Source organism: Streptacidiphilus sp. MAP12-33, assembly GCF_041261265.1.
In the GTDB taxonomy this organism is placed as follows: domain Bacteria; phylum Actinomycetota; class Actinomycetes; order Streptomycetales; family Streptomycetaceae; genus Streptacidiphilus.
This window is the reverse complement of sequence record NZ_JBGCCA010000002.1, coordinates 206,592-232,222: the sequence shown is the minus strand read 5'-3', so window position 1 is coordinate 232,222 and position 25,631 is coordinate 206,592. Positions and strand designations below refer to the sequence as shown.

The following is a 25,631-nucleotide window of genomic DNA, read 5'->3' as shown; positions in this document are numbered from 1 at the left end:
CGGCGGTGCGGCTCAGACCTGGCCGTTCAGCACCAGGGTGATCAACGAGCGCTGCGAGCTGGTCAGTTGGGGGTCGGCGCAGTAGCCGGTGGGGCGGCCGTCGACCGTTATGGCGTAGGCGAAGTGGTGGGCCTGCGGCAGTCCGAAGGAGGGGCTGCGGCCGCAGGCGCCGAGGGCCTCGCGCACCAGGGCGTGGATGTGGGGGGCGTCCGGGCGCCCCTCGGTGTCCAACTGGGCCCAGTACTCCGCCGCGGCGGACCCGCCGACGCGGGTGACCATGATGCGCATAGTAATCAGTGTGCTCCGGGGAGCGACGAAAATGGAGCCCCTGTGGGCCTTGACTCTTGACGGTGGCCGGTCCACCCCCGGGTGCAGTGGTCCAGACCTCCCGTCTCACCAAGCGGACTACCGGCGGGTTGCGCTTAGGTCTCGCGGCTGTCTGGGTTACTCTCGAGAACATCATGCGTAGCGGTCTGCTTCTTCTTAGCTGCCGCGGCGAGGGCCCGAGTTGATCGAGGCCGACTCCCTCGCCGCGGGGGTGGGTGCTGCGCATTAGTGGATCATGGTTGATCCCGCAGCCGTCGGCCGCCTCTCGGAGCGACGAGCATCAGGAGACTCACCCACCATGAGCCAGCAGCCCTTCAACGAGCGTCCCACCCCGATCACGGCCGCGAGCGTCCGGCAGCAGCCGTCCGGGATGCCGTTCCAGCGCTACGTACCCTTCGGCACCGTCGACCTGCCCGACCGCACCTGGCCCGGCAAGGTCATCACCAAGGCTCCCCGCTGGCTGTCGACCGACCTGCGCGACGGCAACCAGGCCCTGATCGACCCGATGTCCCCGGCCCGCAAGCGCGCCATGTTCGACCTGCTGGTCAAGCTGGGCTACAAGGAGATCGAGGTCGGCTTCCCCGCCTCCGGCGCCACCGACTTCGACTTCGTCCGCTCGATCATCGAGGACGGCGCGATCCCCGAGGACGTGACCATCTCCGTCCTGACCCAGGCCCGCGAGGAGCTGATCGAGCGCACCGTGGAGTCCCTGCGCGGCGCCCCGCGCGCGACGGTCCACCTGTACAACGCGACCTCGCCGCTGTTCCGCCGCGTCGTCTTCCACGCCTCCAAGGACGAGATCAAGCAGATCGCCGTCGACGGCACCCGCCTGGTCATGGAGTACGCCGAGAAGATCCTGGGCGACGACACGATCTTCGGCTACCAGTACTCGCCGGAGATCTTCATCGACACCGAGCTGGACTTCGCCCTGGAGGTCTGCGAGGGCGTCATGGACGTCTGGCAGCCGGGGGAGGGCCGCGAGATCATCCTGAACCTGCCGACCACGGTCGAGCGCTCCACGCCGAACGTCTACGCCGACAAGATCGAGTGGATGTCGCGCAACCTGTCGCGCCGCGAGTTCGTCGCGCTGTCCACCCACCCCCACAACGACCGGGGCACCGGCGTCGCCTCGGCCGAGCTGGCCGTCATGGCCGGCGCCGACCGCGTCGAGGGCTGCCTGTTCGGGCAGGGTGAGCGAACCGGCAACCTGGACCTGGTCAACGTCGGGCTGAACCTGTTCTCACAGGGCGTCGACCCCGAGGTCGACCTGTCCAACATCGACGAGATCCGGCGCACCTGGGAGTACTGCAACCAGATGCAGCTGGCCGAGCGCCACCCCTACGTCGGCGACCTGGTCTACACGTCCTTCTCCGGCTCCCACCAGGACGCCATCAAGAAGGGCTTCGACGCGCTGGAGGCGGACGCCGCCGCGGCGGGCGTGCCGGTCGGCGCGTACACCTGGGGCGTCCCCTACCTGCCGATCGACCCCAAGGACGTGGGCCGCTCGTACGAGGCGGTCATCCGGGTCAACAGCCAGTCCGGCAAGGGCGGCGTCTCCTACGTCCTGAAGAACGACCACAACCTGGACCTGCCGCGCCGGATGCAGATCGAGTTCTCCAGGACCATCCAGGCCAAGACGGACGCGGAGGGCGGCGAGGTCACGCCCAAGCAGATCTGGGCCGTCTTCGAGGACGAGTACCTGCCCACCCCGGACGCCCCCTGGGGCCGGATCCAGCTGCGCTCCCACCAGGCGTCCTCGGCGGCGGACGGCACCGAGACGATCACCGTCGACGCGGTCGTCGACGGCTCCGACGTCACGCTGCGCGGCACCGGCAACGGCCCGGCCGACGCGTTCGTCGGCGCGCTGGCCCAGATCGGCGTCGACGTCCGCGTCCTGGACTACGCCGAGCACACCCTGAGCCAGGGCTCGGGCGCCCAGGCGGCGGCGTACTGGGAGTGCGCGGTCGACGGCAAGGTGGTCTGGGGAGTCGGCATCGACACGAGCATCGTGCGCGCGTCGATCAAGGCGATCGTCTCGGCCGTCAACCGGGCGCAGCGCTGATCACTCAAGGGGACGTCGCACTATCCAGGGGCGCGGGGCTCTGCCGATATGCGGCTCCGCCGCGGGGCGCGACAAGCCACTGACGAGCAGATGGTCCCGCAGTAACAGGGCCATCCGGCTCGGTGGGTTTCTCGCGCAGTTCCCCGCGCCCCTTTTCGCCGTTCGGGGTGCTGACAGCGCGTCACGCGCGTGGCAGCATCAAAGGTCAGCCGGACGGCGACGGGGCCGGGCCGGCTGACGACGGAGTCGGGAGCGCAACGTGGCGCACGTGGTCGCTGTCTCAGCCCGGTGGCACACCGAGCTGCTCGGGGAGTTCTACTGCCTCGCCTGCGGCGGCGACCGCAACTACCGCAGACAGCGCGGCCGCAACTGGCTCCGGATCGCCGGCCTCCCGCTCCTGCCGCTGCGCCGCACCGCGGCGACCCTGCAGTGCACCTCCTGCCGGCACCGCTACGGCATGGACGCCCTCGCCCACCCCACCTCGGGCCAGCTCCTGGCCCTGCTGCGGAACGCCCAGCACGCCGTCACCCTCGCGGTCCTCGCCGCGTCCGGCGGCCCCGGCGCCGCGCCCGCCGTCAAGGAGGGCGCCATCACCGTGCTCCGCGAAGCCGGCTACGCGGACCTGGACGAGCCCGGCCTGCTCGCCGACCTCGCCGCCGCGACCGAGGAGGAGGACCCGCTGCAGGACGTCTGCGGTTGCGGCAGCGCCCTCGTCGTCGAGCTGCACACCGCGATCGAGCCGCTGGCCCCGCACCTGCTCGGCCCCGGTCTCGCCCGCCTGCTGACGCAGGGCGCGTTGATCGCCCTCGCCGACGGGCCCTACCGGCCCGCCGAGCGGTCCGTGCTGCGGGCGGTCGGGCAGTGCCTCGGGTTCAACCGCGAGGAGACGGATGCCACGCTGGCGGTCGCGGCGCGGACCCTCCGGCCCTGAGGTGCGCCACCAGCAGGGCGAACGCCGTGCCGACCAGCGCGACCGGTAGCCACAGCGCGGCGTTCCCGAAGGCGTGCGCGCTGCCCGCGCCCAGCAGCGCGCCCGCGAAGAAACAGCCGATGACGCTCGCGTAGACCAGTGCCTTCCGCCGCTGCTGCGCGTCGCGCCGCGCGACGGCGTGGAAGCTCGCGCAGGCGAACGAGCGGAGGTTGCCGGTGGTCATCACCGAGCTGTAGGCGAAGGAGCCGATCCGGCGGAACGTCGTGGTCTGCAGGGCGGCGACGAAGCCGATGCCGACGACCACCCACGGCTGCGGCAGCCGGTCCGCGTTGAGCGCGCCGGCGGACAGCACCGCCATCTCCAGCGCCAGGATCGCCAGGTACGGCCGTCGCACGGCCGCCCACACGCGCGGCAGCCGCAGCGCCTCGGAGGCGCAGACGCCTGCGGCGTAGGCCAGGATCGGCCAGCACTTCAGCAGCGCCTCGGCCCAGGCGTGCTGGGACAGCGAGACGGCGGCGAGCACGACGTTCCCGGTCATCGCGTTGGCGAAGACACCACCCTGGGCCACATACGTGTACGCGTCCAGGAACCCACCCGAGACGGCGAGCACGAGCCCCACCCAGGGGCTCTCGACGACGGAACGTGCGCTGGTCACGTGTCCCCACCTTAGGAAGGCGACCAGCGCGCGGGGGAGAGTACTTGGTCACTTCAGCCGGTTGCACTACGCAGGGGCGCGGGGAACTGCGCGACCAGCCACCCGGGGCAGCAAGATCCCCAGCGGACAGGGCCATCCGTCCCGGGGGGTTGCCCGCGCAGTTCCCCGCGCCGCTGGCGGAGTGCAGCACAATGGGGGGCATGAGTCTGATCCGCGACGACGGCGTGGTGCTGCGCACCCAGAAGCTGGGTGAGGCGGACCGGATCATCACCATCCTGACCCGCCAGCACGGGCGGGTCCGCGCCGTCGCGCGCGGGGTGCGGAAGACGAAGTCGAAGTTCGGGGCCCGGCTGGAGCCCTGCTCCCACGTGGACGTGCAGTTCTTCGCCCGCGGCGACGAGCTCGTCGGCCGCCACCTGGCGCTCTGCACGCAGGTGGAGACGATCAACCCCTACGGCGGGCGGATAGCGATCGACTACGACCGCTGGACCGCCGCCTCGGCCATGCTGGAGACCGCCGAGCGCTTCACCGAGAACGAGGGCGAGCCCGCCGTCCAGCAGTACCTGCTGCTCGTCGGGGCGCTGCGCACCCTCGCGAGCGCCGAGCACGAACCCCACCTCGTGCTGGACGCGTTCCTGCTGCGTTCCCTCGCCGTCAACGGATACGCGCCGTCCTTCGAGGCGTGCGCCGCCTGCGGGCTGCCGGGGCCGAACCGGTTCTTCTCCGTGCAGACCGGCGGAGCCCTCTGCGGCGACTGCCGGGTGCCCGGGAGTGTCGTACCCTCCCCTGAGACACTGGAGCTGCTGGGCGCACTGCTCTCCGGCGACTGGGAGACCGCGGACGCGTGCGAGCCGCGGCACCGGCGCGAGGGCAGCGGGCTGGTCGCCGCGTACGTCCAGTGGCACCTGGAGCGCGGCCTGCGTTCCCTCCGGTACGTTGCCCACTAGGCAACACGTCAGAGAAGAAGAAGTAGGGCACATGGCTGTGGCACGGCGCGGACTCTTCGGCAGCAGGCGGACCCGGGAGTACCTTCCGCCCACCCCGCACCCGAGCGGCGCACAGCCGCCCAAGATCCCGGGCGAGCTCGTCCCGGAGCACGTCGCGATCGTCATGGACGGCAACGGCCGCTGGGCCAAGGAGCGCGGGCTGCCGCGCACGGAGGGGCACAAGGTCGGCGAGGCCGTCGTCCTCGACGTGCTCAAGGGCTGCATCGAGCTGGGCGTGAAGAACCTCTCGCTCTACGCCTTCTCCACCGAGAACTGGAAGCGCTCGCCCGACGAGGTGCGCTTCCTGATGAACTTCAACCGTGACGTCATCCACCGCCGCCGCGACGAGATGAACGACATGGGCATCCGCATCCGCTGGGCGGGCCGCATGCCCAAGCTGTGGAAGTCCGTGGTGCAGGAGCTCCAGGTCGCCGAGGAGATGACCCGCGACAACGACGCCATGACGCTCTACATGTGCGTCAACTACGGCGGCCGCGCCGAGATCGCCGACGCGGCGGCCGCGTTGGCCAAGGACGTCGCCGAGGGCCGGCTCGACCCGGCCAAGGTCAACGAGAAGACCTTCGCGAAGTACATGTACCACCGCGACATGCCGGACGTGGACCTGTTCATCCGCCCGAGCGGCGAGCAGCGCACGTCCAACTTCCTGCTGTGGCAGTCCGCCTACGCCGAGATGGTGTTCCAGGACGTGCTGTGGCCGGACTTCGACCGCCGCGACCTGTGGCGGGCCTGCGAGGAGTTCGCGATGCGCGACCGCCGCTACGGCGGCGCGCTGCCGAACGAGGTCCCCGCGCAGCAGGGCCCCGTCGGCTCCTCCTGAGGTCAGTCCTTGGCGCTCTGCGCGGCGCAGTCCGCGCAGGTGCCGAAGATCTCCAGCGTGTGCGCGACGTCGACGAAGCCGTGCTCGCGGGCGACGCTGTCGGCCCACCGCTCCACGGCCGGGCCCTCCACCTCGACGGTCCGGCCGCAGGAGCGGCAGACCAGGTGGTGGTGGTGACCGCTGCTGCATCGGCGGTAGACGGCCTCGCCGTCGTCGGTGCGCAGCACGTCGATCTCGCCCGCGTCGGCCAGCGACTGGAGGGTGCGGTAGACGGTGGTCAGGCCCACCGAGTCGCCGCGGTGCTTGAGCAGGTCGTGCAGCTCCTGGGCGCTGCGGAAGTCGTCGATCTCCGCGAGCAGGGAGGCGACGGCCGAACGCTGACGGGTCGACCGTGCGGGGGACGACGGGTTCGCGGGGGTCACCGGGTCTCCTGCGGCTCTCGGTTGTGGGCACGGGGGCGGACGGACTCCCCCTGCGCCATTGTGCCAGTTCGTGCCCGCGCGAGAACCGGACGTACCGCGGCGAGCACCGCCAGGCCCGCCAGCAGCGCCATCGCCGCCACCACGATGGTCGGCCCGGAGGGCAGGTCCAGGTGGTAGGAGCCGACGGTCCCGCCGACGCAGGACAGCACCCCGACCACCACGGCCAGCAGCTGGACCACCGCGAACGAGCGCCCGATTCGCTGTGCCGCCGCGACCGGGATCACCATCAGCGCGCTGACCAGCAGCAGGCCCACCACCCGCATCGACACCGTCACGGTGACCGCGGCGGTGACGGCGAGCAGCAGGTTCAGCGTCCGGACCGGCAGCCCGGTGACGCGGGCGAAGGCCTCGTCCTGGCAGACGGCGAACAACTGCCGCCGCAGGCCGAAGCAGAACGCGGCGACGAGCACGGTGAGCGCGGCCATGGCGACGAGGTCGGCGTGGGAGACGGTGAGGATCGAGCCCCACAGGTAGCCGGTCAGGCTGGCCGTGGAGGCCCCGGGGGCCAGGCTGATCAGCAGCCCGCCACCGGCCATCCCGCCGTAGAGCAGCAGCGCGAGGGCGAGGTCCCCACCGGCCCGGCGGCGGGTGCGGATCAGCTCCATGCCGACCGCGCCGAGCGCGGAGACGGCGACGGCCGTCCAGACCGGGCTGGTCCGCAGCAGGAAGCCGAGCGCGACGCCGGTGAGGGCGACGTGCCCGATGCCGTCGCCCATGATCGCCTGCCGCCGTTGCACCAGGTAGGTGCCGACGGCGGGCGCGACGATGCCGACCAGCAGCGCCGCGAGCAGCGCGTGGCGCATGAACGCGTGGTCCAGCAGGCCGTTCACGCGGCCACCCCCAGGTCCAGGGAGCGGTCGATCAGGTCGGCGAGCGGCCCGAGTTCGTGCAGGACCAGGAGCACGGCGGTCCCGCGCGCGGCCTCGGCGGCGAGCGTGTCCGCGAGGACGCGCTGCTGGGCGAGGTCGACGGCAGCCAGCGGCTCGTCCATCAGCAGCAGCTCCGGCCGTCCGGCCAGGGCACGGGCGATCAGCACCCGCTGCTGCTGGCCGCCGGAGAGCGAGTCGACCGGGTCCTCGGCGCGGTCCAGCAGCCCGACGGCGTCGAGGGCGCCGTCGACGGAGTCCGCGTCGTCGCGGCGGAACGGGCGCAGCCCGTGGTGGGCGAGGCGTCCGGCGTCCGCCACCTCGCGGACCGTGGCCGGGACGCCGCCCGTCGCGGTGGAGCGCTGCGGCACGTACCCGACGCGCCGCCAGGCGCGGAAGCGGGCCGGCGGCGTGCCGAACAGCTCTACCCGTCCGGCGGTGAGCGGCAGCGCGCCGAGGGCGGCCTGGACGGCGGTGGACTTGCCGGACCCGTTGCCGCCGAGCAGGGCGACGACCTCGCCGCGCCGCACGGTCAGGTCCAGCCCGCCCAGCACCGGCCGCCCGTCGCGGTTGACGTGGACGCCCCGCATGGCGAGGGGAGTCACTTGGCACATCCGAGCGCGTCCTGGAGTGCGGTGAGGTTGGCGCGCATCACGGAGAAGTAGTCGTTCCCGTGCGTGACCCCCTCGATCGGGTCGAGGACGGCGGTCTTCAGGCCCAGCTCGCGGGCGAGGGTCTCGGCCAGCCTGGGGCTGGCGAGCGTCTCGGTGAAGACGGTGGTGACACCGTGCTCCCTGGCCTCCTGCTTGATCGCCGCGAGCCGGGCCGCGCTCGGCTCGGCCTCCGGGTCCAGGCCGCTGACCGAGAGCTGGTGCAGCCCGTAGGCGCCGGCGAGGTAGCCGAAGGCGGCGTGGGAGGTGAGGACGTCGTGACGGGCGCAGCCGGCCAGGCCGGTGCGGTAGTCGGCGTCGAGGGACTTCAGCTTTCCGGTGAGTGCGGCCGCGTTGGCACGGTAGTCGGCGGCGTGGGCCGGGTCCGTGGCGGCGAGCTGGTCGGCGACGCCGTTCGCGACGAGTGCGTAGCGGGTCGGGTCGAGCCACAGGTGCGGGTCGGCGCCCTCGTGGGCGTGGTCGTGGCCGTCGTGTCCCTCCTCGGCGCTGTCCGCGTGCTCGACCGGCGGGGAGTAGGCGCCCGCCTCGGCGACGTGGGCCGGGTGGGCTTGGGCGACGGCCGTGTCGACGGCGGGCTGGAAGCCCTTGAGGTAGACCACCAGGTCGGCCGCGCCGACGGCGCCGACCTGCTTCGGGGTGAGCTCCAGGTCGTGCGGCTCCACGCCCGGCGCGGTCAGCCCGGTCACGTCGACGTGGTCCCCGCCGATGGTCCCCGCGAGGTACGCGAGCGGGTAGAACGACGCGACGACCTGCACCTTCCCGTCCGCGTCCCGCTCGTCCGCGCTGCCGTTCGTGGTCAGCGCGAGCGCGGTCGTGCCGACGGCGGCTGCCGCGAGGAGGGCGACGGCCAGGCGGAGTCGGCGGCGGTGACGGGGAGGGACGGATCGGCTGCTCATGAAAACCATGTTCAGATAAAATGAAAACGATTGTCAACCGAGAGGAGATTTGAAACCTTGCCCGCGCTGCCCGGTAGCCTGTGATAACCGCGTGCATGGAAATCCATCCTTGACCGCTTCGTCGTACCTGAAGAGAGCACTGTGGCCGCCGACAAGATCGACACCATCGTCAGCCTGAGCAAGCGCCGTGGCTTCGTCTACCCCTGCAGTGAGATCTACGGCGGACAGCGTGCCGCCTGGGACTACGGACCGCTCGGGGTGGAGCTGAAGGAGAACATCAAGCGCCAGTGGTGGCGTGCGATGGTCACCGGCCGCGAGGACGTGGTGGGTCTCGACTCCTCGGTGATCCTGGCCCGCGAGGTCTGGGAGGCCTCCGGCCACGTCGCCACCTTCAACGACCCGCTGACCGAGTGCACCTCCTGTCACAAGCGCTACCGCGCGGACCACCTGGAGGAGGCGTACGAGGCCAAGCACGGCCGGCTCCCGGCCAACGGTCTCGCCGACGTCAACTGCCCCAACTGCGGTACCAAGGGCCAGTTCACCGAGCCCAAGCAGTTCTCCGGCATGCTCAAGACCCACCTGGGCGTGACCGAGGACGCCTCCGGCCTGGCGTACCTGCGTCCGGAGACCGCGCAGGGCATCTTCATCAACTTCGCCGCCGTGCAGACCACCTCGCGCAAGAAGCCGCCGTTCGGCATCGCGCAGACCGGCAAGAGCTTCCGCAACGAGATCACCCCCGGCAACTTCATCTTCCGCACCCGCGAGTTCGAGCAGATGGAGATGGAGTTCTTCGTCAAGCCGGGCGAGGACGAGAAGTGGCACGAGTACTGGCTGCAGGAGCGCTGGGACTGGTACCGCAACCTCGGCATCCGCGAGGAGAACATCCGCTTCTTCGAGCACCCGAAGGAGAAGCTCTCCCACTACGCCAAGCGCACCGTGGACATCGAGTACCGCTTCAACTTCGGCGGCAACGAGTTCGGTGAGCTGGAGGGCATCGCCAACCGCACCGACTACGACCTCGCCTCGCACAGCGAGGCCTCGGGCGTCGACCTCAAGTACTTCGACCAGGAGTCCGGCGAGCGCTGGTACCCCTACGTCATCGAGCCGGCGGCCGGTGTCAACCGCGCGATGCTCGCCTTCATGCTGGACGCCTACCGCGAGGACGAGGCGCCGAACGCCAAGGGCGTCATGGAGAAGCGCGTCGTCATGCGCCTCGACCCGCGCCTGGCTCCCGTCAAGGTCGCGGTCCTGCCGCTCTCCCGCAACGCGGACCTCTCCCCGAAGGCGCGCGGCCTGGCGGCCGACCTGCGCAAGCTCTGGAACGTCGAGTTCGACGACGCCGGCGCGATCGGGCGCCGCTACCGCCGCCAGGACGAGATCGGCACGCCGTTCTGCATCACGGTGGACTTCGACACCCTCGAGGACAACGCGGTGACGATCCGCGACCGAGACACCATGGAGCAGACCCGCGTCTCCCTCGACCAGGTCACCCAGTTCCTGGCCCCGAAGCTCATCGGCTGCTGAGCCGAGCTCTTCGCTCCCACAGGTAGTTGCGGTACCAGGGGCGCGGGGCCGTGCTCGACGTGCGGCTCCGCCCCCGGCCTTCGGCCGGGAGGTGCCCCTGAGGTGCCCCCTGCGTGGGCGCGGCAATCCCCCAGCCTTCGGCCGGGAGGTGCCCCCTCCGACGAGCGGATGGTCCTCATCGAACAGGGCCGTCCGCACGCCGGTGGTTGCTCGCGCCCGCAGTTGATCGAGCAGGGCCCCGCGCCCCTCACGTCGCTACCGCGACCAACCCGCACGGACGCGGAGCTTGGCGTGTGTGCCGTCCGGAGCATGGGCGAGGACGCGGTCGGTGTCGCCCTCGGCGAGGGCGAGCCAGAAGCCGCCCGGAGTGGTGATCGCGCCGAGCAGGGGCGTGCCCGCGCGGCCGAGCGCCAGCGCGGGAGCCGTGCCGTCGGGACAGGCGTGGCCCCAGACGAGGACGCTGCGGCGTCCGTCCCGGGAGCCGCGCCGCGCGCCCCGCAGCAGGTGCGCCGAGAACGCCGTCTCGACCATCACGTCGAGCAGCAGGCCGTTGCTGTAGATCTCCAGCGCCCTGCGGCCCCGCGTTCCGCGCGCGAACTGGACGGACCACGGGGAGTCCAGCAGCGCGAGCCCGCGGAACTCCAGGTCCAGGACGTTGGGTTCGCCGAGTCCGGTGTCGTTCACCGTGCCCTCCCGCCTCGTCGTCGCTCTCTTGGGTCCAAGCCTTCCGGATCGGCCTGTGAAGCGCGGTAGCGCCAGTCGCCGTCCTCATGGTGGTGCTGGATACACCCTGAGACGGTCTCAGGGTTCATGGTGCGGAGTGATCATCAGCCCCTAGCCTGGGCGCATGCTCATCCACCGGACGATCCGCCGCGTCTTCGGGCCCTACGGGCGCCAGGGCGTGCGCGACATCGTCTTCCTCGCCTCGGCCGTGCCACCGGCCCTGCTGCCGGGGTTCGTCCTCCTCGTCTGGCCGAGCGGCTTCGCCCTGTTCCTGCTGCCGCCCGCCACGCTGGGGCTGCTCCCGTTGCTGACCCGCATTCAACGCAGTCGCTTCCGTTCGCTGCTGGGACTGGACATCCCGGTCGTTCCCCCGATCCGACCGCGCCTGCGCGCGCTCACCGCGGAGACGACCTGGCGGCAGTTTCTCTACCACGTCCTGGTGAACGTCGGGGTGGCGCTGTACGCGCTGGGGGTCGTCTTCGTCGCGACCGCGGGGCTCGTCGGGGTGACCCTGCCGGCCTGGTACTTCGCCCTGCCCAACGACCTGACGCCCTCCGCGCCGGCGCCGGGGAAGCAACCGGACGTGCTCGTCCTGGCGGTCACCCACCACGGCGTCACCTGGATCGCCGTGCTGGGTGCGATCGCACTCGTCGCCGTGCCCTGGCTGGCGCTGTTCGGCCGGGCCATGGACACCCGGGCCGCGGCCGGACTGCTGGGCCCGAATCGGACCCGCGAACTCGTCCGGCGGGTGGAGGACCTGGCGGAGAGCCGGGCCGAGGTGGTCGACGCCGCCGACGCCGAGCGGCGCCGGATCGAACGCGACCTGCACGACGGCGCCCAGCAGCGGCTGGTCTCGCTCGCGATGAACCTCGGCCTGGCCAGGCGCATGCTGCGGAACCTGCCCGCCGAGGAGCAGGCGGCCAAGGCCATGACGGTCATCGCGGAGGCGCACGACGAGGCGCAGGCCGCCATCGCCGAACTGCGCGACCTGGTCCGCGGCCTGCACCCGGTGGTGCTGGAGGACCGCGGTCTGGACGCGGCCCTGTCCGGCATCGCGGCCCGCGCGCCGCTGCCGGTCAAGCTGGACGTGCGAATGCAGCGCAGGGCCGCGCCCGCCGTGGAGGCGGTCGCGTACTTCGTGGTGTCGGAGGCGCTGGCGAACATCGCCAAGCACGCCCGGGCCTCGCGCGCCGAGGTCCTCGTCGACCAGCGCCGCGAACTCCTGCACATCACCGTGACCGACGACGGCGTGGGCGGCGCCGATCCCGGCAAGGGCACGGGCCTGGTGGGCCTGCGCCAACGCGCCGCGTCCGTGGACGGAACGCTGCGCATCACCAGCCCCCTCGGGGGACCGACGACTCTTCTTGTGGAGCTGCCGTGCGTGCTGTGATCGCCGAGGACTCCGTCCTCCTCCGGGCCGGACTGGTCAAGGTGCTGGAGGCCGTCGGGTACACCGTCGTCGCCGCCGTCAACGACGCGGAGGAGCTCCTCGCCGCCGTCGAGGAGCACCGCCCCGACGTGGTGGTGACGGACGTGCGGATGCCCCCGGGTTTCACCGACGAGGGCGTACGGGCGGCTCTGCTGATCCGCCGCCAGTGGCCGGAGATCGCCGTGCTGCTGCTGTCGCAGTACGTCGAGGAGCGCTACGCCGCCGACCTGCTGACCGGCGACAACCGGGGCGTCGGCTACCTGCTCAAGGAGCGGGTGGGCAACGTCGACGACTTCCTCGACGCGCTGGAGCGCGTCGCCGCGGGCGGTACCGCGCTGGACCCGGAGGTCGTCTCGCAGCTGCTGCTGCGCCGCCAGAGCGGACCGCTGGACCTGCTGACGCCGCGTGAGCGGGAGGTGCTCGGCCTGATGGCGGAGGGTCGTTCCAACGCGGCGGTCGCCCGGGAGCTGGTGGTCAGCGAGAGCGCGGTGGCCAAGCACATCAACAACATCTTCATGAAGCTCGACCTGCCTCCGGCCGAGGGCGAGCACCGCCGCGTCATGGCGGTGCTGCGCTTCCTCGACGCGTGAGGCGAAGGAGTCCGATGAACAGGCAGAGGACGATCTGGTGGGTGCTGTCGGCCCTCGTCATCGTGGTGACGGCGAGTGTGACGGTGAGCGGCCTGGTGACCGGGATCCTTCAGGAGCGCCACACCCAGACGGACACCTACACGGCGGCCGCGATCAAGTCGGTCGAGCTGACCACCGGATCGGCCTCGGTGCGGGTCGTCCCGGCATCGGGCGGCGACGCCACGGTGACGCAGACCATGCGCTGGATCTTCTCCCGGCCCACGATCACCGAGCGGCTGGACCCCGTCACCGGCACCCTCCATGTCGACGCGGGCTGCGAGGGCGGGACGATCCTCGGCCACTGCGACGTCCAGCTGACCGTCGCGGTGCCGGCCGGGGTGCCGATCAACGCCGACGGCGGATCGGGAACGGTGGACATCAGCGGCATGACCGGGCCGATCACCGCGCAGGGAGGCTCCGGCGAGATCGATCTGGAGCACGTCAGCGGCACCCTCGACGTCCAGGTCGGCTCCGGCCAGATCGTCGGTACGTCCCTGCGGAGCCAGCAGGTCACCGCCAAGGCAGGCAGCGGCCAGGTCGAGCTGGACTTCGCCCTCCCGCCCGCCTCGGTCACGGCGGACGTGAGCTCGGGCCAGACCTCTATCACGCTGCCCAGGGGGCAGCAGTACCGCGTCAGCTCCTCGGTGGCGAGTGGCGTCAGCAACGTCGAGGGCGGCCTCGCCTCCTCCTCCGCGAGCAGCACCGTCAATGTGTCGGTGACCAGCGGCGAGGCGGAGGTGAGCTACCGCTGACCTAACCGGCGGCGGCCAGCCGCTGCCGGGCCTCCATCAGCGCGAAGCCCAGCAGGTTGAGGCCGCGCCAGCGCTGGGGGTCGGTGGCCGCCTCGTTGGCGGCGCCGAGCCCGATGCCCCAGACCCGGTCGCGGGGGCTGGCCTCGACCAGGACGCGGTTGGCCGTGCCGAGCAGGTACTCCCGCAGCGCGGGGTCCTGCCCGAACTTGGCCACGTTGCCCCGGACGACGAGCTCGAACCGCTCGGCCTCCCAGCGGTCCTCGTCGAAGCCGGTGACCTTGCGGCCCAGCACCTTCGCCTCGGCGGGGGTGCGGGCCGCGAGTATCGCCGGCACCGACGCCTCGTCACCGAAGAGGCGGGCCTTGGCCGCCATCATCCAGTGCTCGGCGCTGGCGTACTCGACCTCGTCGATCTCGAACCGGCACGGCCACCACTGGCTCAGCGATCCCTGCCCGACCGAGCCGTCCCGCTGCGGCTGATGCCCCCAGAACATCAGCCACTTCGGACGCGCGCCGGCCGCCACGAGGGCGGCCAGCGCGTCCCGGCTACGGGCCTGTGCGGGGTGGATCGGCGCCGGGTGGTCGTGGGTGGTGATGTCGTTCGCGTCCATGCCCGTGATCCTGGCACCCGGCACTGACAGCGGGCGAAGGGTTATCCACAGGGCCGCTCACCACGCTCACCCGACCTTGCGGGGCAGGCGCGTCGCCAGGCCGATGACCAGGAAGGTCGCCGCGAACTGGAGGGTCAGCACCAGAGTCAGCGCGTCCCGCATACCCATCGAGGGGGAGAGGGAGAGGAAGAGCGTGCCGAGGGTGGCGACACCCAGGGCGAGGGCCGACTGCTGGGTGGTGGCCAGGATGCCGCCACCGACGCCCGCGCGCTCGACCGGGATCTGGCTCAGGACCAGACGGATGAGCGGCGGCATGACCAGGCCCTGGCCGGTGCCGGCGATCACCATGCCGGGGAGCAGGACCCAGGGGCTGATGCCGGACCAGTCGCCTGCGACGGTCAGGGCCAGCGTCCCGAGACCGACGGCCTGGATGACGGTGCCGGTGACGATGACGCGGGAGCCGAAGCGGGAGAGCAGGCGCGGTCCGGCGAGCGAGGCGGCGAAGAAGCCGGCGGCCATCGGCACCATGGCCAGGCCGGAGGCGATCGGCCCCTCGTGCAGCCCGACCTGGAGGGCCACGGCCATCACCATCATGAAGCCGCCGAAGCCCGCGAAGAACGGGACGGCCATGGTCAGGCCGATCTTCAGACCGCGCAGCCGCAGCAGCGAGATCGGGACCAGCGGCACCTCGCCGCGACGCTCGCCGCGCAGCTCGACGGCGACGAACGCGGTGAGCAGGAAGGGGAAGAGCGCCAGCAGCACCCAGGTCCACACCGGCCAGCCCAGCGAGCGGCCCTCCATCAGCGGGACCAGCAGCGACAGCAGCGCTCCGGCCAGCAGGACCGTGCCGGGGATGTCGACGCGGGCCGGGTTGGCGGACCGGGTCTCCGGGACGGTGCGCAGCGCCAGCAGCACCGCGACGATCGCGACCGGCACGTTGACCAGGAAGATGAAGCGCCAGCCGGTGCCGAACAGGTTCGCCGACAGCAGCACGCCGCCGAGCACCTGGCCGATGACGACGGCGATGCCGCCGACCGCGCCGTAGACGCCCATGGCCTTGGCCCGGCGCTCGCCCTCGGTCGCGGCCTGGATGGTGGCCAGCGCCTGCGGCAGCATCAGCGCGGCCGAGGCGCCCTGGGCGACGCGGGCGGCGACGAGCGCCAGCGCGGTGGGGGCGAAACCGCAGGCCAGTGAGGTGAGGCCGAAGAGCAGCGCACCCGCGACGAACAGCTTCTTGCGCCCGTAGAGGTCGCCGAGCCGGCCGCCGAGGACGAGCAGCACGGCGTAGGCGATGCCGTAGCCGGCGACGAAGAGCTCCAGGGTCGCCGGGCCCGCCGACAGGTCCTTGTCGATGGTGGGCAGGGCGACGTTGACGATGAAGAAGTCCAGCATCGGCAGGAAGGCGCCGAGCAGGACGGTGACCAGGCCCAGGGTGCTGAGTCGGCCGGACGTGCCGGACGTGCCGGAGGAGGCGGCGGGAGCAGCGGCCGGGGCCGGGCTGCCGTTGATGCGCGTGACACGCGGCAGGACGTTGGCCCGGGTAGGCGTCCCGGCGGTCTGCTGGGGTGTGGTGTTGGTGGTCACGTCCATTACTGTCCGCCGGTCCGTAGCCAGGTACCAGTGTCTGGTTATCCAGGTATCAGGAGTACCTGGCAACGGGATCAATTCGGACGCATTCTGGAATACATGACAACGGCACCCGCGTCCACCCTGCAACTCGTCGCCCCGCTCGGCAGGCCCGACGACCTGCGCCGACGTGAGCTCGGCGCGTTCCTGCGCAGCCGGCGCGAGCGGATCTCGCCCGAGCAGGTCGGCCTGCCCGCCGTCGGCCGCCGCCGCACGCCGGGGCTGCGCCGCGAGGAGGTGGCGCAGCTCGCCGCCGTCGGGGTCACCTGGTACACGTGGCTGGAGCAGGCGCGCGACATCCAGGTCTCCGGCCAGGTGCTGGACGCGATCGCGCGCGGCCTGCTGCTGGACCAGGTCGAGCGGCAGCACCTGTTCGCCCTGGCCGGTGTGCCCGACCCGGTCAGCGCGACGCGGGAGTGCCCGGTGGTGACCCCGGCGGTCCGCGCGATCCTGGACCAGCTCGCACCGATGCCGGCGGTGGTGGTCAACGCCCGCTTCGACATCATCGGCTGGAACGAGGTCTACTCCCGCCTGTGCGGCGGACTGGAGCGGTTCGAGGCCGACCAGCGCAACCTCCTCTGGCTGGCCTTCACGGACCCGGCCTGGCGCGAGCTGCTGGTGGACTGGGACCAGGCGGCCCGGCACATGACCGCCAAGTTCCGGGTCACGCTGGCCGAGCACGTGGCCGAGCCCGCCTACAAGTCGCTGCTCAAGCGGCTGCTGCTGGCCTCGCCCGAGTTCGCCGAGGCGTGGGAGCGCCACGACGTGACCGGCACCTCGGAGGGCACCAAGCGCTTCCTCAACAGCGAGGTGGGCCTGCTGAACTTCGAGTACACCAACCTCTGGCTCGGGCCGCGCCCCGGCTACCGCATGATCACCTACATCCCCGCGGACCCGGTGACCAAGGCCCGCGTGGAGCAGCTGGCGGCAATGGGACAATAGGGGTTCTGCCTGCCGCCGTTTCGAAGGACTGCCCGGGATGACCAGCACGGACACCGCCGTCGCCGCCGCGCCGCTCACCGCCGCCCCGCTGAAGCTGGGCTCGGCGCTCACGGTGTGGCCGCCGGTCGTGCTCGCGCCGATGGCGGGGATCACCAACGCGCCCTTCCGCACGCTGTGCCGGGAGCAGAGCGGCGGCAAGGGGCTCTTCGTCTCGGAGATGATCACCACCCGGGCCCTGGTCGAGCGCAACGCCAAGACCATGAACCTGATCCACTTCGACCCGAGCGAGCAGCCGCGCTCGATCCAGCTCTACGGGGTGGACCCGGAGACCGTCGGCCGCGCGGCGAGGATGATCGCCGAGGAGGACCTGGCCGACCACATCGACCTGAACTTCGGCTGCCCGGTCCCCAAGGTCACCCGCAAGGGCGGCGGCTCGGCCCTGCCGTACAAGCGCAACCTGCTGCGCGAGATCCTGCGCCAGGCCGTGGGCAACGCGGGCGACCTCCCGGTGACGATGAAGATGCGCATCGGCATCGACGAGGACCACATCACCTATCTCGACGCCGGCCGCATCGGCGCGGAGGAGGGCGTGGCCGCGATCGCCCTGCACGGGCGCACCGCCATCCAGCACTACAGCGGCGAGGCCGACTGGTCCGCCATCGCCCGCCTGCGCGAGGCCGTCCCGGCGCACGTGCCGGTGCTGGGCAACGGAGACATCTGGTCCGCCGACGACGCGGCCCGCATGGTCCGCGAGACCGGCTGCGACGGCGTCGTGGTCGGCCGCGGCTGCCTGGGCCGCCCGTGGCTGTTCAAGGAGCTGGTCTCGGTCTTCCAGGGCAGGATCGACTACGCCCGCCCCGACTTCGGCTACGTCGCCAGGACGATGCTGCGCCACGCGGAGCTGCTGGGGGAGTGGATCGGGGACGAGAAGCACGGCGTCGTCGACTTCCGCAAGCACGTCGCCTGGTACACCAAGGGCTTCTCGGTCGGCTCGGAGCTGCGCAACGGCCTGGCGACCGCCTCCTCGCTGAGCGAGCTGGAGGAGCTGCTCTCCCGCGTCGACCAGGAGCAGGCCTGGCCCGACAGCGCCGACGGCCCGCGCGGCCGCACCTCCGGTGCCAACCGGGTGGTCCTGCCCGAGGGCTGGCTGGACGACCCCTACGACTGCGCGGTCCCCTCGGCGGACGCGGAACTGGACACCTCCGGGGGGTGACGACCCCGCGACCGCGCACGACCGCACCGGCCCGCCTTGGTTTCCAAGGCGGGCCGTGGCCGTTCGGTGGCACAGAGTGGACAGCGGGCGACGCAGGGTGAGACGGGATACGGACAAGGGGTGAGACGGAGCCCCTCGTGCGGCGTGACTCCGGCCACATTCGCGGTCACTTTGCGTCAGATGGACATAAAACCGCAGGTGGGGAGGGGTGTGAAACGGTTCCCGAACGAGACCGACGAGGCGACCGGCCGCTTGCGTGCAAAGGATCAAGCCAATGCAACCTGTTCGTAGCGTTGCGCTGTCGTCCGGTTGCGGACGTGTGAGATCGGAGGTTGTCTGGGTTCAACAGATGAAGGCACGCTAGCGTCAGGACGACGATTTTACTTTCGCAGGCAAAGCCCGATTCCGGGCTTTCGATCTCGCGGGTTACCGGTCGGTACCAGCCACTGACGGCCTATCTGGGGCAGCCAAGAGCCTTTGATCTGGGTATGTTCTCCGGCATCAGGGCAACCGTGCGGCAGGAGAGGCTCGTGGCCACTCAGGAAAAGTTCGTCTTCGACTTCACTGAAGGCAACAAGGACCTCAAGGACCTTCTCGGCGGAAAGGGTGCGAACCTCGCCGAGATGACCAACCTCGGTCTCCCCGTCCCTCCGGGGTTCACCATCACCACCGAGGCGTGCAAGGTCTACCTGGAGACCGGCAGCGAGCCGGCCTCCCTGCGGGACGAGGTCAGCGCGCACCTCGCCGCCCTCGAGGCGCAGATGGGCAAGAAGCTCGGCGACGCCGGCGACCCGCTGCTCGTCTCGGTGCGCTCCGGCGCCAAGTTCTCCATGCCCGGCATGATGGACACCGTCCTCAACATCGGCCTGTCCGACGCCTCCGTGCAGGGCCTGGTCGCGCAGTCCGGCAACGAGCGGTTCGCCTGGGACTCCTACCGCCGCCTGGTCCAGATGTTCGGCAAGACCGTGCTGGGCGTCGAGGGTGAGCTGTTCGAGGAGGCGCTGGACTCCGCCAAGCGCGCCAAGGGCACCGTCAACGACCTCGACCTGGACGCCGCCGATCTGAAGGCCCTGGTCGCGACGTTCAAGCAGATCGTCAAGGACCACGCCGGCCGCGACTTCCCGCAGGACCCGCGCGAGCAGCTCGACCTCGCCGTCCACGCGGTCTTCGACTCGTGGAACAGCGACCGCGCCAAGCTCTACCGCCGCCAGGAGCGCATCCCGCACGACCTGGCCACGGCCGTCAACGTCTGCTCCATGGTCTTCGGCAACCTGGGCGAGGACTCCGGCACCGGCGTCGCCTTCACCCGCGACCCCGCCTCCGGCCACCAGGGCGTCTACGGCGACTACCTCTCCAACGCGCAGGGTGAGGACGTCGTCGCCGGCATCCGCAACGCCCTGCCGCTGGCCGAGCTCGAGCAGCTGGACAAGAACTCCTACGACGAGCTCATGACCATCATGCAGACCCTGGAGAACCACTACCGGGACCTGTGCGACATCGAGTTCACCATCGAGCGCGGCAAGCTCTGGATGCTGCAGACCCGCGTCGGCAAGCGCACCGCGGCCGCCGCCTTCCGCATCGCCGTCCAGCTGGTCGACCAGGGCCTGATCGACCTCGACGAGGCGCTGCACCGCGTGAACGGCGCGCAGCTCGCCCAGCTGATGTTCCCGCGCTTCGACGAGAACACGAAGGTGGAGAAGATCGGGCGTGGCATCGCCGCCTCGCCGGGCGCCGCGGTCGGCAAGGCCGTCTTCGACTCCTACACCGCCGTCAAGTGGTCCCGCTCCGGCGAGAAGGTCATCCTGGTCCGCCGGGAGACCAATCCGGACGACCTCGACGGCATGATCGCCGCCCAGGGCATCCTGACCTCGCGCGGTGGCAAGACCTCGCACGCCGCCGTCGTCGCCCGCGGCATGGGCAAGACCTGTGTCTGCGGCGCCGAGGAGCTCGAGGTCGACACCAAGAAGCGCCGGTTCACCACCGCCGACGGCCGGGTCGTCGAGGAGGGCGACCTGATCTCGATCGACGGCTCCACCGGCAAGGTGTACCTCGGCGAGGTACCGGTCGTACCGAGCCCCGTCGTCGAGTACTTCGAGGGCACCCTGCACGCCGGCGCCGACGAGGAGGGCGGCCTGGTCAAGGCGGTCCACCGGATCATCTCCCACGCCGACTCGGTCCGCCGCCTGCGGGTGCGCGCCAACGCCGACAACTCCGAGGACGCCTCGCGCGCCCGCCGCTACGGCGCCCAGGGCATCGGACTGTGCCGCACCGAGCACATGTTCCTCGGCGAGGAGCGTCGCAAGGAGGTCGAGCGGCTGATCCTGGCCGACAACGACGCCGACCGCGAGGCCGCGCTCTCCGTCCTGCTGCCGTTGCAGAAGACCGACTTCGTCGAGCTCTTCACGGCCATGGACGGCCTGCCGGTCACCGTCCGCCTGCTGGACCCGCCGCTGCACGAGTTCCTGCCCGACATCACCGAGCTGTCGGTGCGCGTCGCGCTCGCCGAGGCCCGCAAGGACCCGAACGAGAACGACCTGCGCCTGCTCCAGGCGGTCCACCGCCTGCACGAGCAGAACCCGATGCTGGGTCTGCGCGGTGTCCGCCTCGGCCTGGTCATCCCCGGCCTGTTCGCCATGCAGGTCCGGGCGATCGCCGAGGCCGCGGCCGAGCGCAAGCTCGCCGCCGGCGACCCCCGCGCCGAGATCATGATCCCGCTGGTGGGCACCGTCCAGGAGCTGGAGATCGTCCGCGACGAGGCCGAGAAGGTGCTCGCCGAGGTCTCCGCCAAGACCGGCGTCGACCTGAAGATCGCGCTCGGCACCATGATCGAGCTGCCGCGCGCCGCGGTGACCGCCGGTCAGATCGCCGAGGCCGCCGAGTTCTTCTCCTTCGGCACCAACGACCTGACCCAGACGGTGTGGGGCTTCAGCCGCGACGACGTCGAGGCCAGCTTCTTCACCGCCTACCTGGAGAAGGGCATCTTCGGGGTCTCCCCGTTCGAGACCATCGACCGCGACGGCGTGGGCGCCCTCGTCCGCAACGCCGCGATCGAGGGCCGCAGGACCCGTCCGGACCTCAAGCTCGGCGTCTGCGGCGAGCACGGCGGCGACCCGGACTCCGTCCACTTCTTCCACGAGGTCGGCCTGGACTACGTGTCCTGCTCGCCCTTCCGGATCCCGGTGGCGCGCCTGGAGGCAGGCCGCGCCGCCATCGAGACGGCGGGCAGCGACTCGCGCTGACAAACCCTCACCCGGTCTTCACCTCACCGGGTGCCAGCGCGAGGTACGCCCCTCCTACGTCACACCGTCCCCGACCAAGGCGGTTCGTTGATGCAAGGGGGAGGGGCCGCTGCCCGCACCTGCTCCGTCGCGGAGCTCGGCGCAGAGTAGCCGCGACGGACACCCGCCCGGGCGGGAACGGACAACGGCGTCCGTTCCCGCCCGGGCTTTTGTGTGCCCGTGTCAACAGGTGATTTCCGGAACCTCAGAGTTCGCTCTGACCATGGTGACGACCTCTTGAACGTGCTCTGTCGGATCGCCTAACGTCTCGGGAAGCAACAGCGCACCCCCCTTCGTGGTGACACCAACGAGCCGCCTGGCCAGCGGCGTTGCACAGCCCTCCGGTTCTCCCCCGTTCGAGAAGGGCACCACCGTGCTTCGTTCCGCACTCGTCGCCGGCGCCGCTACCGCGCTCGCCGTCGCCGGTCTTGCCATCGCGTCTCCTGCCGGCGCCAGCGAGCTCGCCCCCCACCACATGAACCCGCACGCCGCGAAGACGGCGGCCACGGCCACCGGCGGCAACCTCGCCTACGGCGGCGGCAACGTCGTCACCGCCCCGACCGTCTACTACGTCTACTGGGGCAACCAGTGGGGCACCTCCAGCGTCACCAACGACCCGTCGGGTGAGGTCGCGCTGCAGCAGAGCTTCTTCTCGCACGCCTACGGCAGCGGCGACACCTTCTTCACCTCGCAGACCCAGTACTGCCAGGGGGTCGCCACCGGAACCACCCAGTGCGGCACCTCCGGCACGCACGTGGGCCACCCCGCGTCGAGCCCGCTCGGCGGCACCTGGCTGGACAGCTCTGCCAAGGCCCCGAGCCGTCCGTCCACCGCGCAGATCGCCGCCGAGGCGGTCAAGGCCGCGACGCACTTCGGGATCTCCGGCGACAACGTCCAGGTCGTCGTCGACCTGCCGCACGGCGTGGTGCCCTCGGGCTTCAAGACCCAGTACTGCGCCTGGCACGACCACACCACCGCGAGCAACGGCGCGGACCTGCCCTACACCAACATGCCGTACATCACCGACGCCGGCTCCGGCTGCGGCGCGAACTTCGTCGCCACCGGCTCCTCCGGTGTGAACGGCGCGGACGAGGGCATCACCATCGTCGGCGGCCACGAGTACGCCGAGACGCTGACCGACCCCGCGCCCAGCAGCGGCTGGGTCGACAGCACCGGCGCCGAGACCGGCGACAAGTGCGCCTGGATCTCCAGCGGCCAGGGCGCGTCGTCGATCATCGGCCTGAACGGCGCGAACTTCGCCGTGCAGTCGCTGTGGAGCAACAACTTCAACAGCAACGCCGGTGGCTGCGTGACCTCCTACACCAGCGCCACCAACCAGCACTGACGTCGTGTCCGACGTCGAAGGCCGGGTCCGCGCACCCCTCCCCGGGGCGGGCCCGGCCTTCGGCCGCTTCTTCGTCCGAGGAGTCCGCCGTGAACCGAGCCCTGGGTGTGCTGCCGCTGGCGGCGATCGTCCTTCTCGCCGCCTGCAGCGGCGCCGCGGCGCCTGCGGCCGCCCCGGCCGCGTCCCCGGCCACCGCGAACCCCTCGCCGACGGTGCTGCCCGCGTGCGCCAAGCTCCCCGATCCCGTGCTTCCGCACTCGGCCGGTGAACTGACGGAGCAGCAGCACGGCGTCTACTGCCTGCCGCGCGGGCAGCGCCTCGACATCTTCCTCACGGCGGCGAAGTCCGCCGACGTCTGGACTCCCGTCCAGGCCACCGGCAGCGTCCTCGCCCCGACGAGCACCGGCGTGATGACCGCGCCACTGGGCGTGACACCGGCGATGTTCGTCGGCACGGCCGACGGCACGTCGCAGCTCACGAGCACGGCACCGTCCGGCGCGCGCTGGACGGTCACCGTCGTCGTCAAGGGCTGAGGGACGTTGCACTACCCAAGGGGCGCGAGGCTCTGCTGATACGCGGCTCCGCCGCGTGGCGCGAGCAACCACCGGCGTGCGGATGGCCCTGCGCGCCCCGGACCATCCGCCGTGGGTGGCTTGTCGCGCCCACGCAGGGGGTACCTCCCGGCCGAAGGCTGGGGGAGGAGCCGCACATCGGCGGAGCCCGGCGTCCCTGAGGGCTCGGCTACGCCGAGATGAGCGGGCGGGCTGCCACGTGGTGGTGGGTGCTGGGGCCGCGGTGGACGCGCTGTTCCAGCGCCGTGCGGGCCTCCGGCCACTCCTCGTCGAGGATGGAGTAGAAGGCCGTGCCGCGCACCATGCCGTCCAGGCCGCGGGTGTGCATCCGGTGCACGCCCTCCAGGACCGCGCCGAGGTGCTCGATCGCCGCGCGCGAGCGCATGTTGCGGGCGTCGGCGCGCATGGAGACCCTGCGCACGCCCCACGTCTCGAAGGCGTGACGCAGCATCAAGAGCTTGGCCTCGGTGTTGATGCCGGTGCCCTGCGCCCGGGCGGACAGCCACGTCGCGCCGATCTCGGTCGCGTCGGGGATCGCCGTGAGCGGATCGCCCACGGGGCCGCGGGGGGCCGGCGGCCAGATCACCGGGCCCTGCCAGTAGTCCAGCTCGGTGAATCTGGTCGACCCCACGACCAGACCGTCGCTCGCTCTGACCGTGGCGAAGGGGAGGGCGCGGCCCGCCGCCTGCGCGGCCAGCGCGTCACTGACGTAACGTTCCGTCGCCTCGATGCCGTGCGGCACGGGCGTGAACGCATAGCTAGATCGGTCCTCTGCCGCGGCCGCGGCAAGGGCCTCGATGTGCTGCTCGGTGAGCGGCTCCAGCCGCACAGTGCGGCCGCAGAGGAAGACGGGTACGGGCACGGGGCCTGATGTCCTTCGGCGCGTGGGGTCGGGAAAGGTGCGCCCCGGCAGCCGTGGGTACGGCGACGGATCGCGTTCGCCGTGAGGCGTGCGGGGAGCGAGGGGACAGTGTGTGTCCGGAAAATGGCCGAGGCGGGAACGAGAGCGCGAAGGACAGCGGGCGGCCAGGTGAAGGCAAGGTGCGAAGCGAGGGGTTCTGCGAGGGTTCTGCAAATGTTCTGCGGCGTTCTCCACGCAGCCTATCTGGTGCCAGAGTGGAGTGCAGCGAGAGGACCATACCCGGCCTGAGGGGCTAAGTCACCCCAGCCGCGCGAATCCGACGTGCACGGCGTGTCCGCGGGGCGCATGGCCGTGCTCCGCACTCCGAATTGGGGAATGAACCAGGGTTCCGGGATGCTGGAACCAGGGTAGTGGATGCTGTTTCGACAGCCTGAGCAAGGAAGTGGGATCCAGGTGCTGGAACCGGAGGGGCTGTACGCGTTCGAGGCGGACGCCGAGGAGCTGTCCGCGGACGCCTCGATCCTGCTGCACTTCTTCGACGGCTTCATGGACGCCGGGGAGACCGGCGAGCAGATCGTGGCCGAACTGCTGGAGGACCCGGAGCGCCGGCTGATCGCGCGCTTCGACGCGGACCGCCTGGTCGACTACCGGGCCCGCCGGCCCACGATGCTCTTCGACCGCGACCACTGGGCCTCCTACGACGCCCCCGCGCTCGACCTGCACCTGGTCCACGACGCCGTCGGAGCGCCCTTCCTGTTGCTCACGGGCCCCGAGCCGGACGTGGAGTGGGAGCGGTTCGCCGCGGCCGTCGTCCAGGTCGTGGAGCGGCTGGGCGTGCGCCTCGCGGTCACCTTCCATGGCGTCCCGATGGGCGTGCCGCACACCCGCCCGACGGGGATGACCCCGCACGGCAACCGCAAGGACCTGATCGGCGCGTTCCCGCGCTGGTTCGAGCAGGTCCAGGTGCCGGGCAGCGCGGGCGGCATGCTCGAGTTCCGCCTCGACGAGGCCGGCCACGACGTCCTGGGCTTCGCCGCGCACGTCCCGCACTATCTGGCGCGGACGCCCTACCCGCAGGCCGCTGTGGCGGTCCTGGAGGCCATCCAGCGTGCGACGGGCCTGGTTCTTCCGGGCACGGGCCTGCGCGCGCGTACGGACGAGGTCCGCGAGGACGTCGACCGCCAGATCGCGGAGGGCGACGCGGAGCTGCGGTCCGCGATCAGCGGGCTGGAGCAGCAGTACGACGCGGTGGCGGGGGCCGCGGACCGCGAGAACCTCATGGCGGAGCCGGTCGACCTGCCCTCGGCGGACGAGCTCGGCCGCGCCTTCGAGGAGTTCCTCGCCGAGCAGGGCGACACCGAGTAAGGGCCCGTAGGGCACTCAAGGGGGCGCGGGGCTCTGCCGATATGCCG

At 71.3% G+C, this 25,631-nt stretch carries 24 protein-coding genes; 14 read left to right on the top strand and 10 right to left on the bottom strand.

Annotation, left to right across the window (positions count from 1 at the left end; all coding sequences use genetic code 11):
• Nucleotides 1-12: 12 nt before the first annotated feature.
• Nucleotides 13-288, bottom strand: coding sequence for a hypothetical protein (locus ABH931_RS03855; protein ID WP_370109850.1), 276 nt, complete (start codon nt 286-288; stop codon nt 13-15).
• 337 nt (nt 289-625) lie between these two features.
• Between ABH931_RS03855 and leuA the strand changes: the two genes are divergently transcribed.
• Both leuA and ABH931_RS03845 read left to right on the top strand, forming a co-directional pair.
• A complete protein-coding gene (gene leuA, locus ABH931_RS03850) occupies nt 626-2,389 on the top strand; it encodes a 2-isopropylmalate synthase (RefSeq protein ID WP_370109848.1) in 1,764 nt (587 codons plus the stop codon).
• Nucleotides 2,390-2,657: 268 nt separating this feature from the next.
• Nucleotides 2,658-3,320 carry a TerB family tellurite resistance protein gene (locus ABH931_RS03845; protein ID WP_370109847.1) on the top strand — a complete coding sequence of 221 codons (663 nt, stop codon included), beginning with the start codon at nt 2,658-2,660 and terminating at the stop codon, nt 3,318-3,320.
• On the opposite strand, the gene ABH931_RS03840 is transcribed toward ABH931_RS03845, so the two are convergent.
• Nucleotides 3,262-3,975 carry a YoaK family protein gene (locus ABH931_RS03840; protein WP_370109846.1) on the bottom strand — a complete coding sequence of 238 codons (714 nt, stop codon included), beginning with the start codon at nt 3,973-3,975 and terminating at the stop codon, nt 3,262-3,264. The two genes, ABH931_RS03845 and ABH931_RS03840, sit on opposite strands and share 59 nt — an antisense overlap.
• 200 nt (nt 3,976-4,175) lie before the next feature.
• Here ABH931_RS03840 and recO point away from each other — a divergent pair, with 200 nt between their 5' ends.
• Both recO and ABH931_RS03830 read left to right on the top strand, forming a co-directional pair.
• Nucleotides 4,176-4,922, top strand: a complete 747-nt coding sequence (gene recO, locus ABH931_RS03835; RefSeq protein WP_370109844.1) for a DNA repair protein RecO — start codon at nt 4,176-4,178, stop codon at nt 4,920-4,922.
• Nucleotides 4,923-4,959: 37 nt separating this feature from the next.
• On the top strand, nt 4,960-5,799 hold the full coding sequence (locus ABH931_RS03830; protein ID WP_370110055.1) for an isoprenyl transferase: 840 nt from the start codon (nt 4,960-4,962) through the stop codon (nt 5,797-5,799).
• Nucleotides 5,800-5,801: 2 nt separating this feature from the next.
• Here ABH931_RS03830 and ABH931_RS03825 read toward each other — a convergent pair whose 3' ends face one another.
• From ABH931_RS03825 to ABH931_RS03810, 4 genes are read right to left on the bottom strand one after another with little or no spacing between them, the layout of a single operon-like run.
• Nucleotides 5,802-6,221 carry a Fur family transcriptional regulator gene (locus ABH931_RS03825; RefSeq protein ID WP_370109842.1) on the bottom strand — a complete coding sequence of 140 codons (420 nt, stop codon included), beginning with the start codon at nt 6,219-6,221 and terminating at the stop codon, nt 5,802-5,804.
• Nucleotides 6,218-7,084 (bottom strand): metal ABC transporter permease, encoded by an 867-nt coding sequence (locus ABH931_RS03820; protein ID WP_370110054.1) that lies wholly within the window; start codon nt 7,082-7,084, stop codon nt 6,218-6,220. The genes ABH931_RS03825 and ABH931_RS03820 overlap by 4 nt, the downstream gene beginning before the upstream one ends.
• Nucleotides 7,085-7,107: 23 nt before the next feature.
• Complete coding sequence (locus tag ABH931_RS03815; RefSeq protein WP_370109840.1) at nt 7,108-7,761, bottom strand: metal ABC transporter ATP-binding protein; 654 nt, start codon at nt 7,759-7,761, stop codon at nt 7,108-7,110.
• Nucleotides 7,749-8,714, bottom strand: coding sequence for a metal ABC transporter solute-binding protein, Zn/Mn family (locus tag ABH931_RS03810; RefSeq protein WP_370109838.1), 966 nt, complete (start codon nt 8,712-8,714; stop codon nt 7,749-7,751). The genes ABH931_RS03815 and ABH931_RS03810 overlap by 13 nt, the downstream gene beginning before the upstream one ends.
• A 141-nt stretch (nt 8,715-8,855) precedes the next feature.
• Between ABH931_RS03810 and ABH931_RS03805 the strand changes: the two genes are divergently transcribed.
• Nucleotides 8,856-10,238 (top strand): glycine--tRNA ligase, encoded by a 1,383-nt coding sequence (locus tag ABH931_RS03805; RefSeq protein WP_042444631.1) that lies wholly within the window; start codon nt 8,856-8,858, stop codon nt 10,236-10,238.
• A 255-nt stretch (nt 10,239-10,493) separates the two neighbouring features.
• Here ABH931_RS03805 and ABH931_RS03800 read toward each other — a convergent pair whose 3' ends face one another.
• Nucleotides 10,494-10,922, bottom strand: coding sequence for a hypothetical protein (locus tag ABH931_RS03800; protein WP_370109836.1), 429 nt, complete (start codon nt 10,920-10,922; stop codon nt 10,494-10,496).
• A 163-nt stretch (nt 10,923-11,085) separates the two neighbouring features.
• Between ABH931_RS03800 and ABH931_RS03795 the strand changes: the two genes are divergently transcribed.
• The 3 genes from ABH931_RS03795 to ABH931_RS03785 are packed head-to-tail and all read left to right on the top strand — an operon-like array spanning nt 11,086 to nt 13,771.
• The gene (locus tag ABH931_RS03795) at nt 11,086-12,351 is read left to right on the top strand and encodes a histidine kinase (protein ID WP_370109834.1); all 1,266 of its coding nucleotides are present in this window, start codon (nt 11,086-11,088) and stop codon (nt 12,349-12,351) included.
• The gene (locus ABH931_RS03790) at nt 12,339-12,980 is read left to right on the top strand and encodes a response regulator (RefSeq protein ID WP_370109832.1); all 642 of its coding nucleotides are present in this window, start codon (nt 12,339-12,341) and stop codon (nt 12,978-12,980) included. Before ABH931_RS03795 ends, ABH931_RS03790 begins: the two co-directional genes overlap by 13 nt.
• A 14-nt stretch (nt 12,981-12,994) precedes the next feature.
• Nucleotides 12,995-13,771, top strand: a complete 777-nt coding sequence (locus ABH931_RS03785) for a DUF4097 family beta strand repeat-containing protein (RefSeq protein WP_370109830.1) — start codon at nt 12,995-12,997, stop codon at nt 13,769-13,771.
• A gap of 1 nt (nt 13,772) precedes the next feature.
• Here ABH931_RS03785 and ABH931_RS03780 read toward each other — a convergent pair whose 3' ends face one another.
• Both ABH931_RS03780 and ABH931_RS03775 read right to left on the bottom strand, forming a co-directional pair.
• Nucleotides 13,773-14,381 carry an NADAR family protein gene (locus tag ABH931_RS03780; protein ID WP_370109828.1) on the bottom strand — a complete coding sequence of 203 codons (609 nt, stop codon included), beginning with the start codon at nt 14,379-14,381 and terminating at the stop codon, nt 13,773-13,775.
• Between the two features lie 66 nt (nt 14,382-14,447).
• A complete protein-coding gene (locus ABH931_RS03775; protein WP_370109826.1) occupies nt 14,448-15,971 on the bottom strand; it encodes an MFS transporter in 1,524 nt (507 codons plus the stop codon).
• Nucleotides 15,972-16,067: 96 nt separating this feature from the next.
• On the opposite strand from ABH931_RS03775, the gene ABH931_RS03770 reads away from it, so the two are divergent.
• From ABH931_RS03770 to ABH931_RS03750, 5 genes are all read left to right on the top strand, one after another.
• On the top strand, nt 16,068-16,949 hold the full coding sequence (locus tag ABH931_RS03770) for a helix-turn-helix transcriptional regulator (protein WP_370109825.1): 882 nt from the start codon (nt 16,068-16,070) through the stop codon (nt 16,947-16,949).
• Between the two features lie 37 nt (nt 16,950-16,986).
• Nucleotides 16,987-18,162: a tRNA dihydrouridine synthase DusB gene (dusB, locus tag ABH931_RS03765; RefSeq protein WP_370109824.1), complete on the top strand. Its 1,176-nt coding sequence runs from the start codon at nt 16,987-16,989 to the stop codon at nt 18,160-18,162.
• Between the two features lie 488 nt (nt 18,163-18,650).
• A complete protein-coding gene (gene ppdK / locus ABH931_RS03760; RefSeq protein ID WP_370109822.1) occupies nt 18,651-21,401 on the top strand; it encodes a pyruvate, phosphate dikinase in 2,751 nt (916 codons plus the stop codon).
• Between the two features lie 412 nt (nt 21,402-21,813).
• The gene (locus tag ABH931_RS03755) at nt 21,814-22,785 is read left to right on the top strand and encodes a hypothetical protein (RefSeq protein WP_370109820.1); all 972 of its coding nucleotides are present in this window, start codon (nt 21,814-21,816) and stop codon (nt 22,783-22,785) included.
• Nucleotides 22,786-22,874: 89 nt separating this feature from the next.
• On the top strand, nt 22,875-23,318 hold the full coding sequence (locus ABH931_RS03750) for a hypothetical protein (protein ID WP_370109818.1): 444 nt from the start codon (nt 22,875-22,877) through the stop codon (nt 23,316-23,318).
• A 208-nt stretch (nt 23,319-23,526) separates the two neighbouring features.
• Here ABH931_RS03750 and ABH931_RS03745 read toward each other — a convergent pair whose 3' ends face one another.
• Entirely contained in the window at nt 23,527-24,219 is a 693-nt protein-coding gene (locus ABH931_RS03745) for a GNAT family N-acetyltransferase (protein ID WP_370109816.1), read from the bottom strand.
• 453 nt (nt 24,220-24,672) lie between these two features.
• Between ABH931_RS03745 and ABH931_RS03740 the strand changes: the two genes are divergently transcribed.
• The gene (locus tag ABH931_RS03740; protein ID WP_370109815.1) at nt 24,673-25,584 is read left to right on the top strand and encodes a proteasome assembly chaperone family protein; all 912 of its coding nucleotides are present in this window, start codon (nt 24,673-24,675) and stop codon (nt 25,582-25,584) included.
• Nucleotides 25,585-25,631 lie beyond the last annotated feature (47 nt).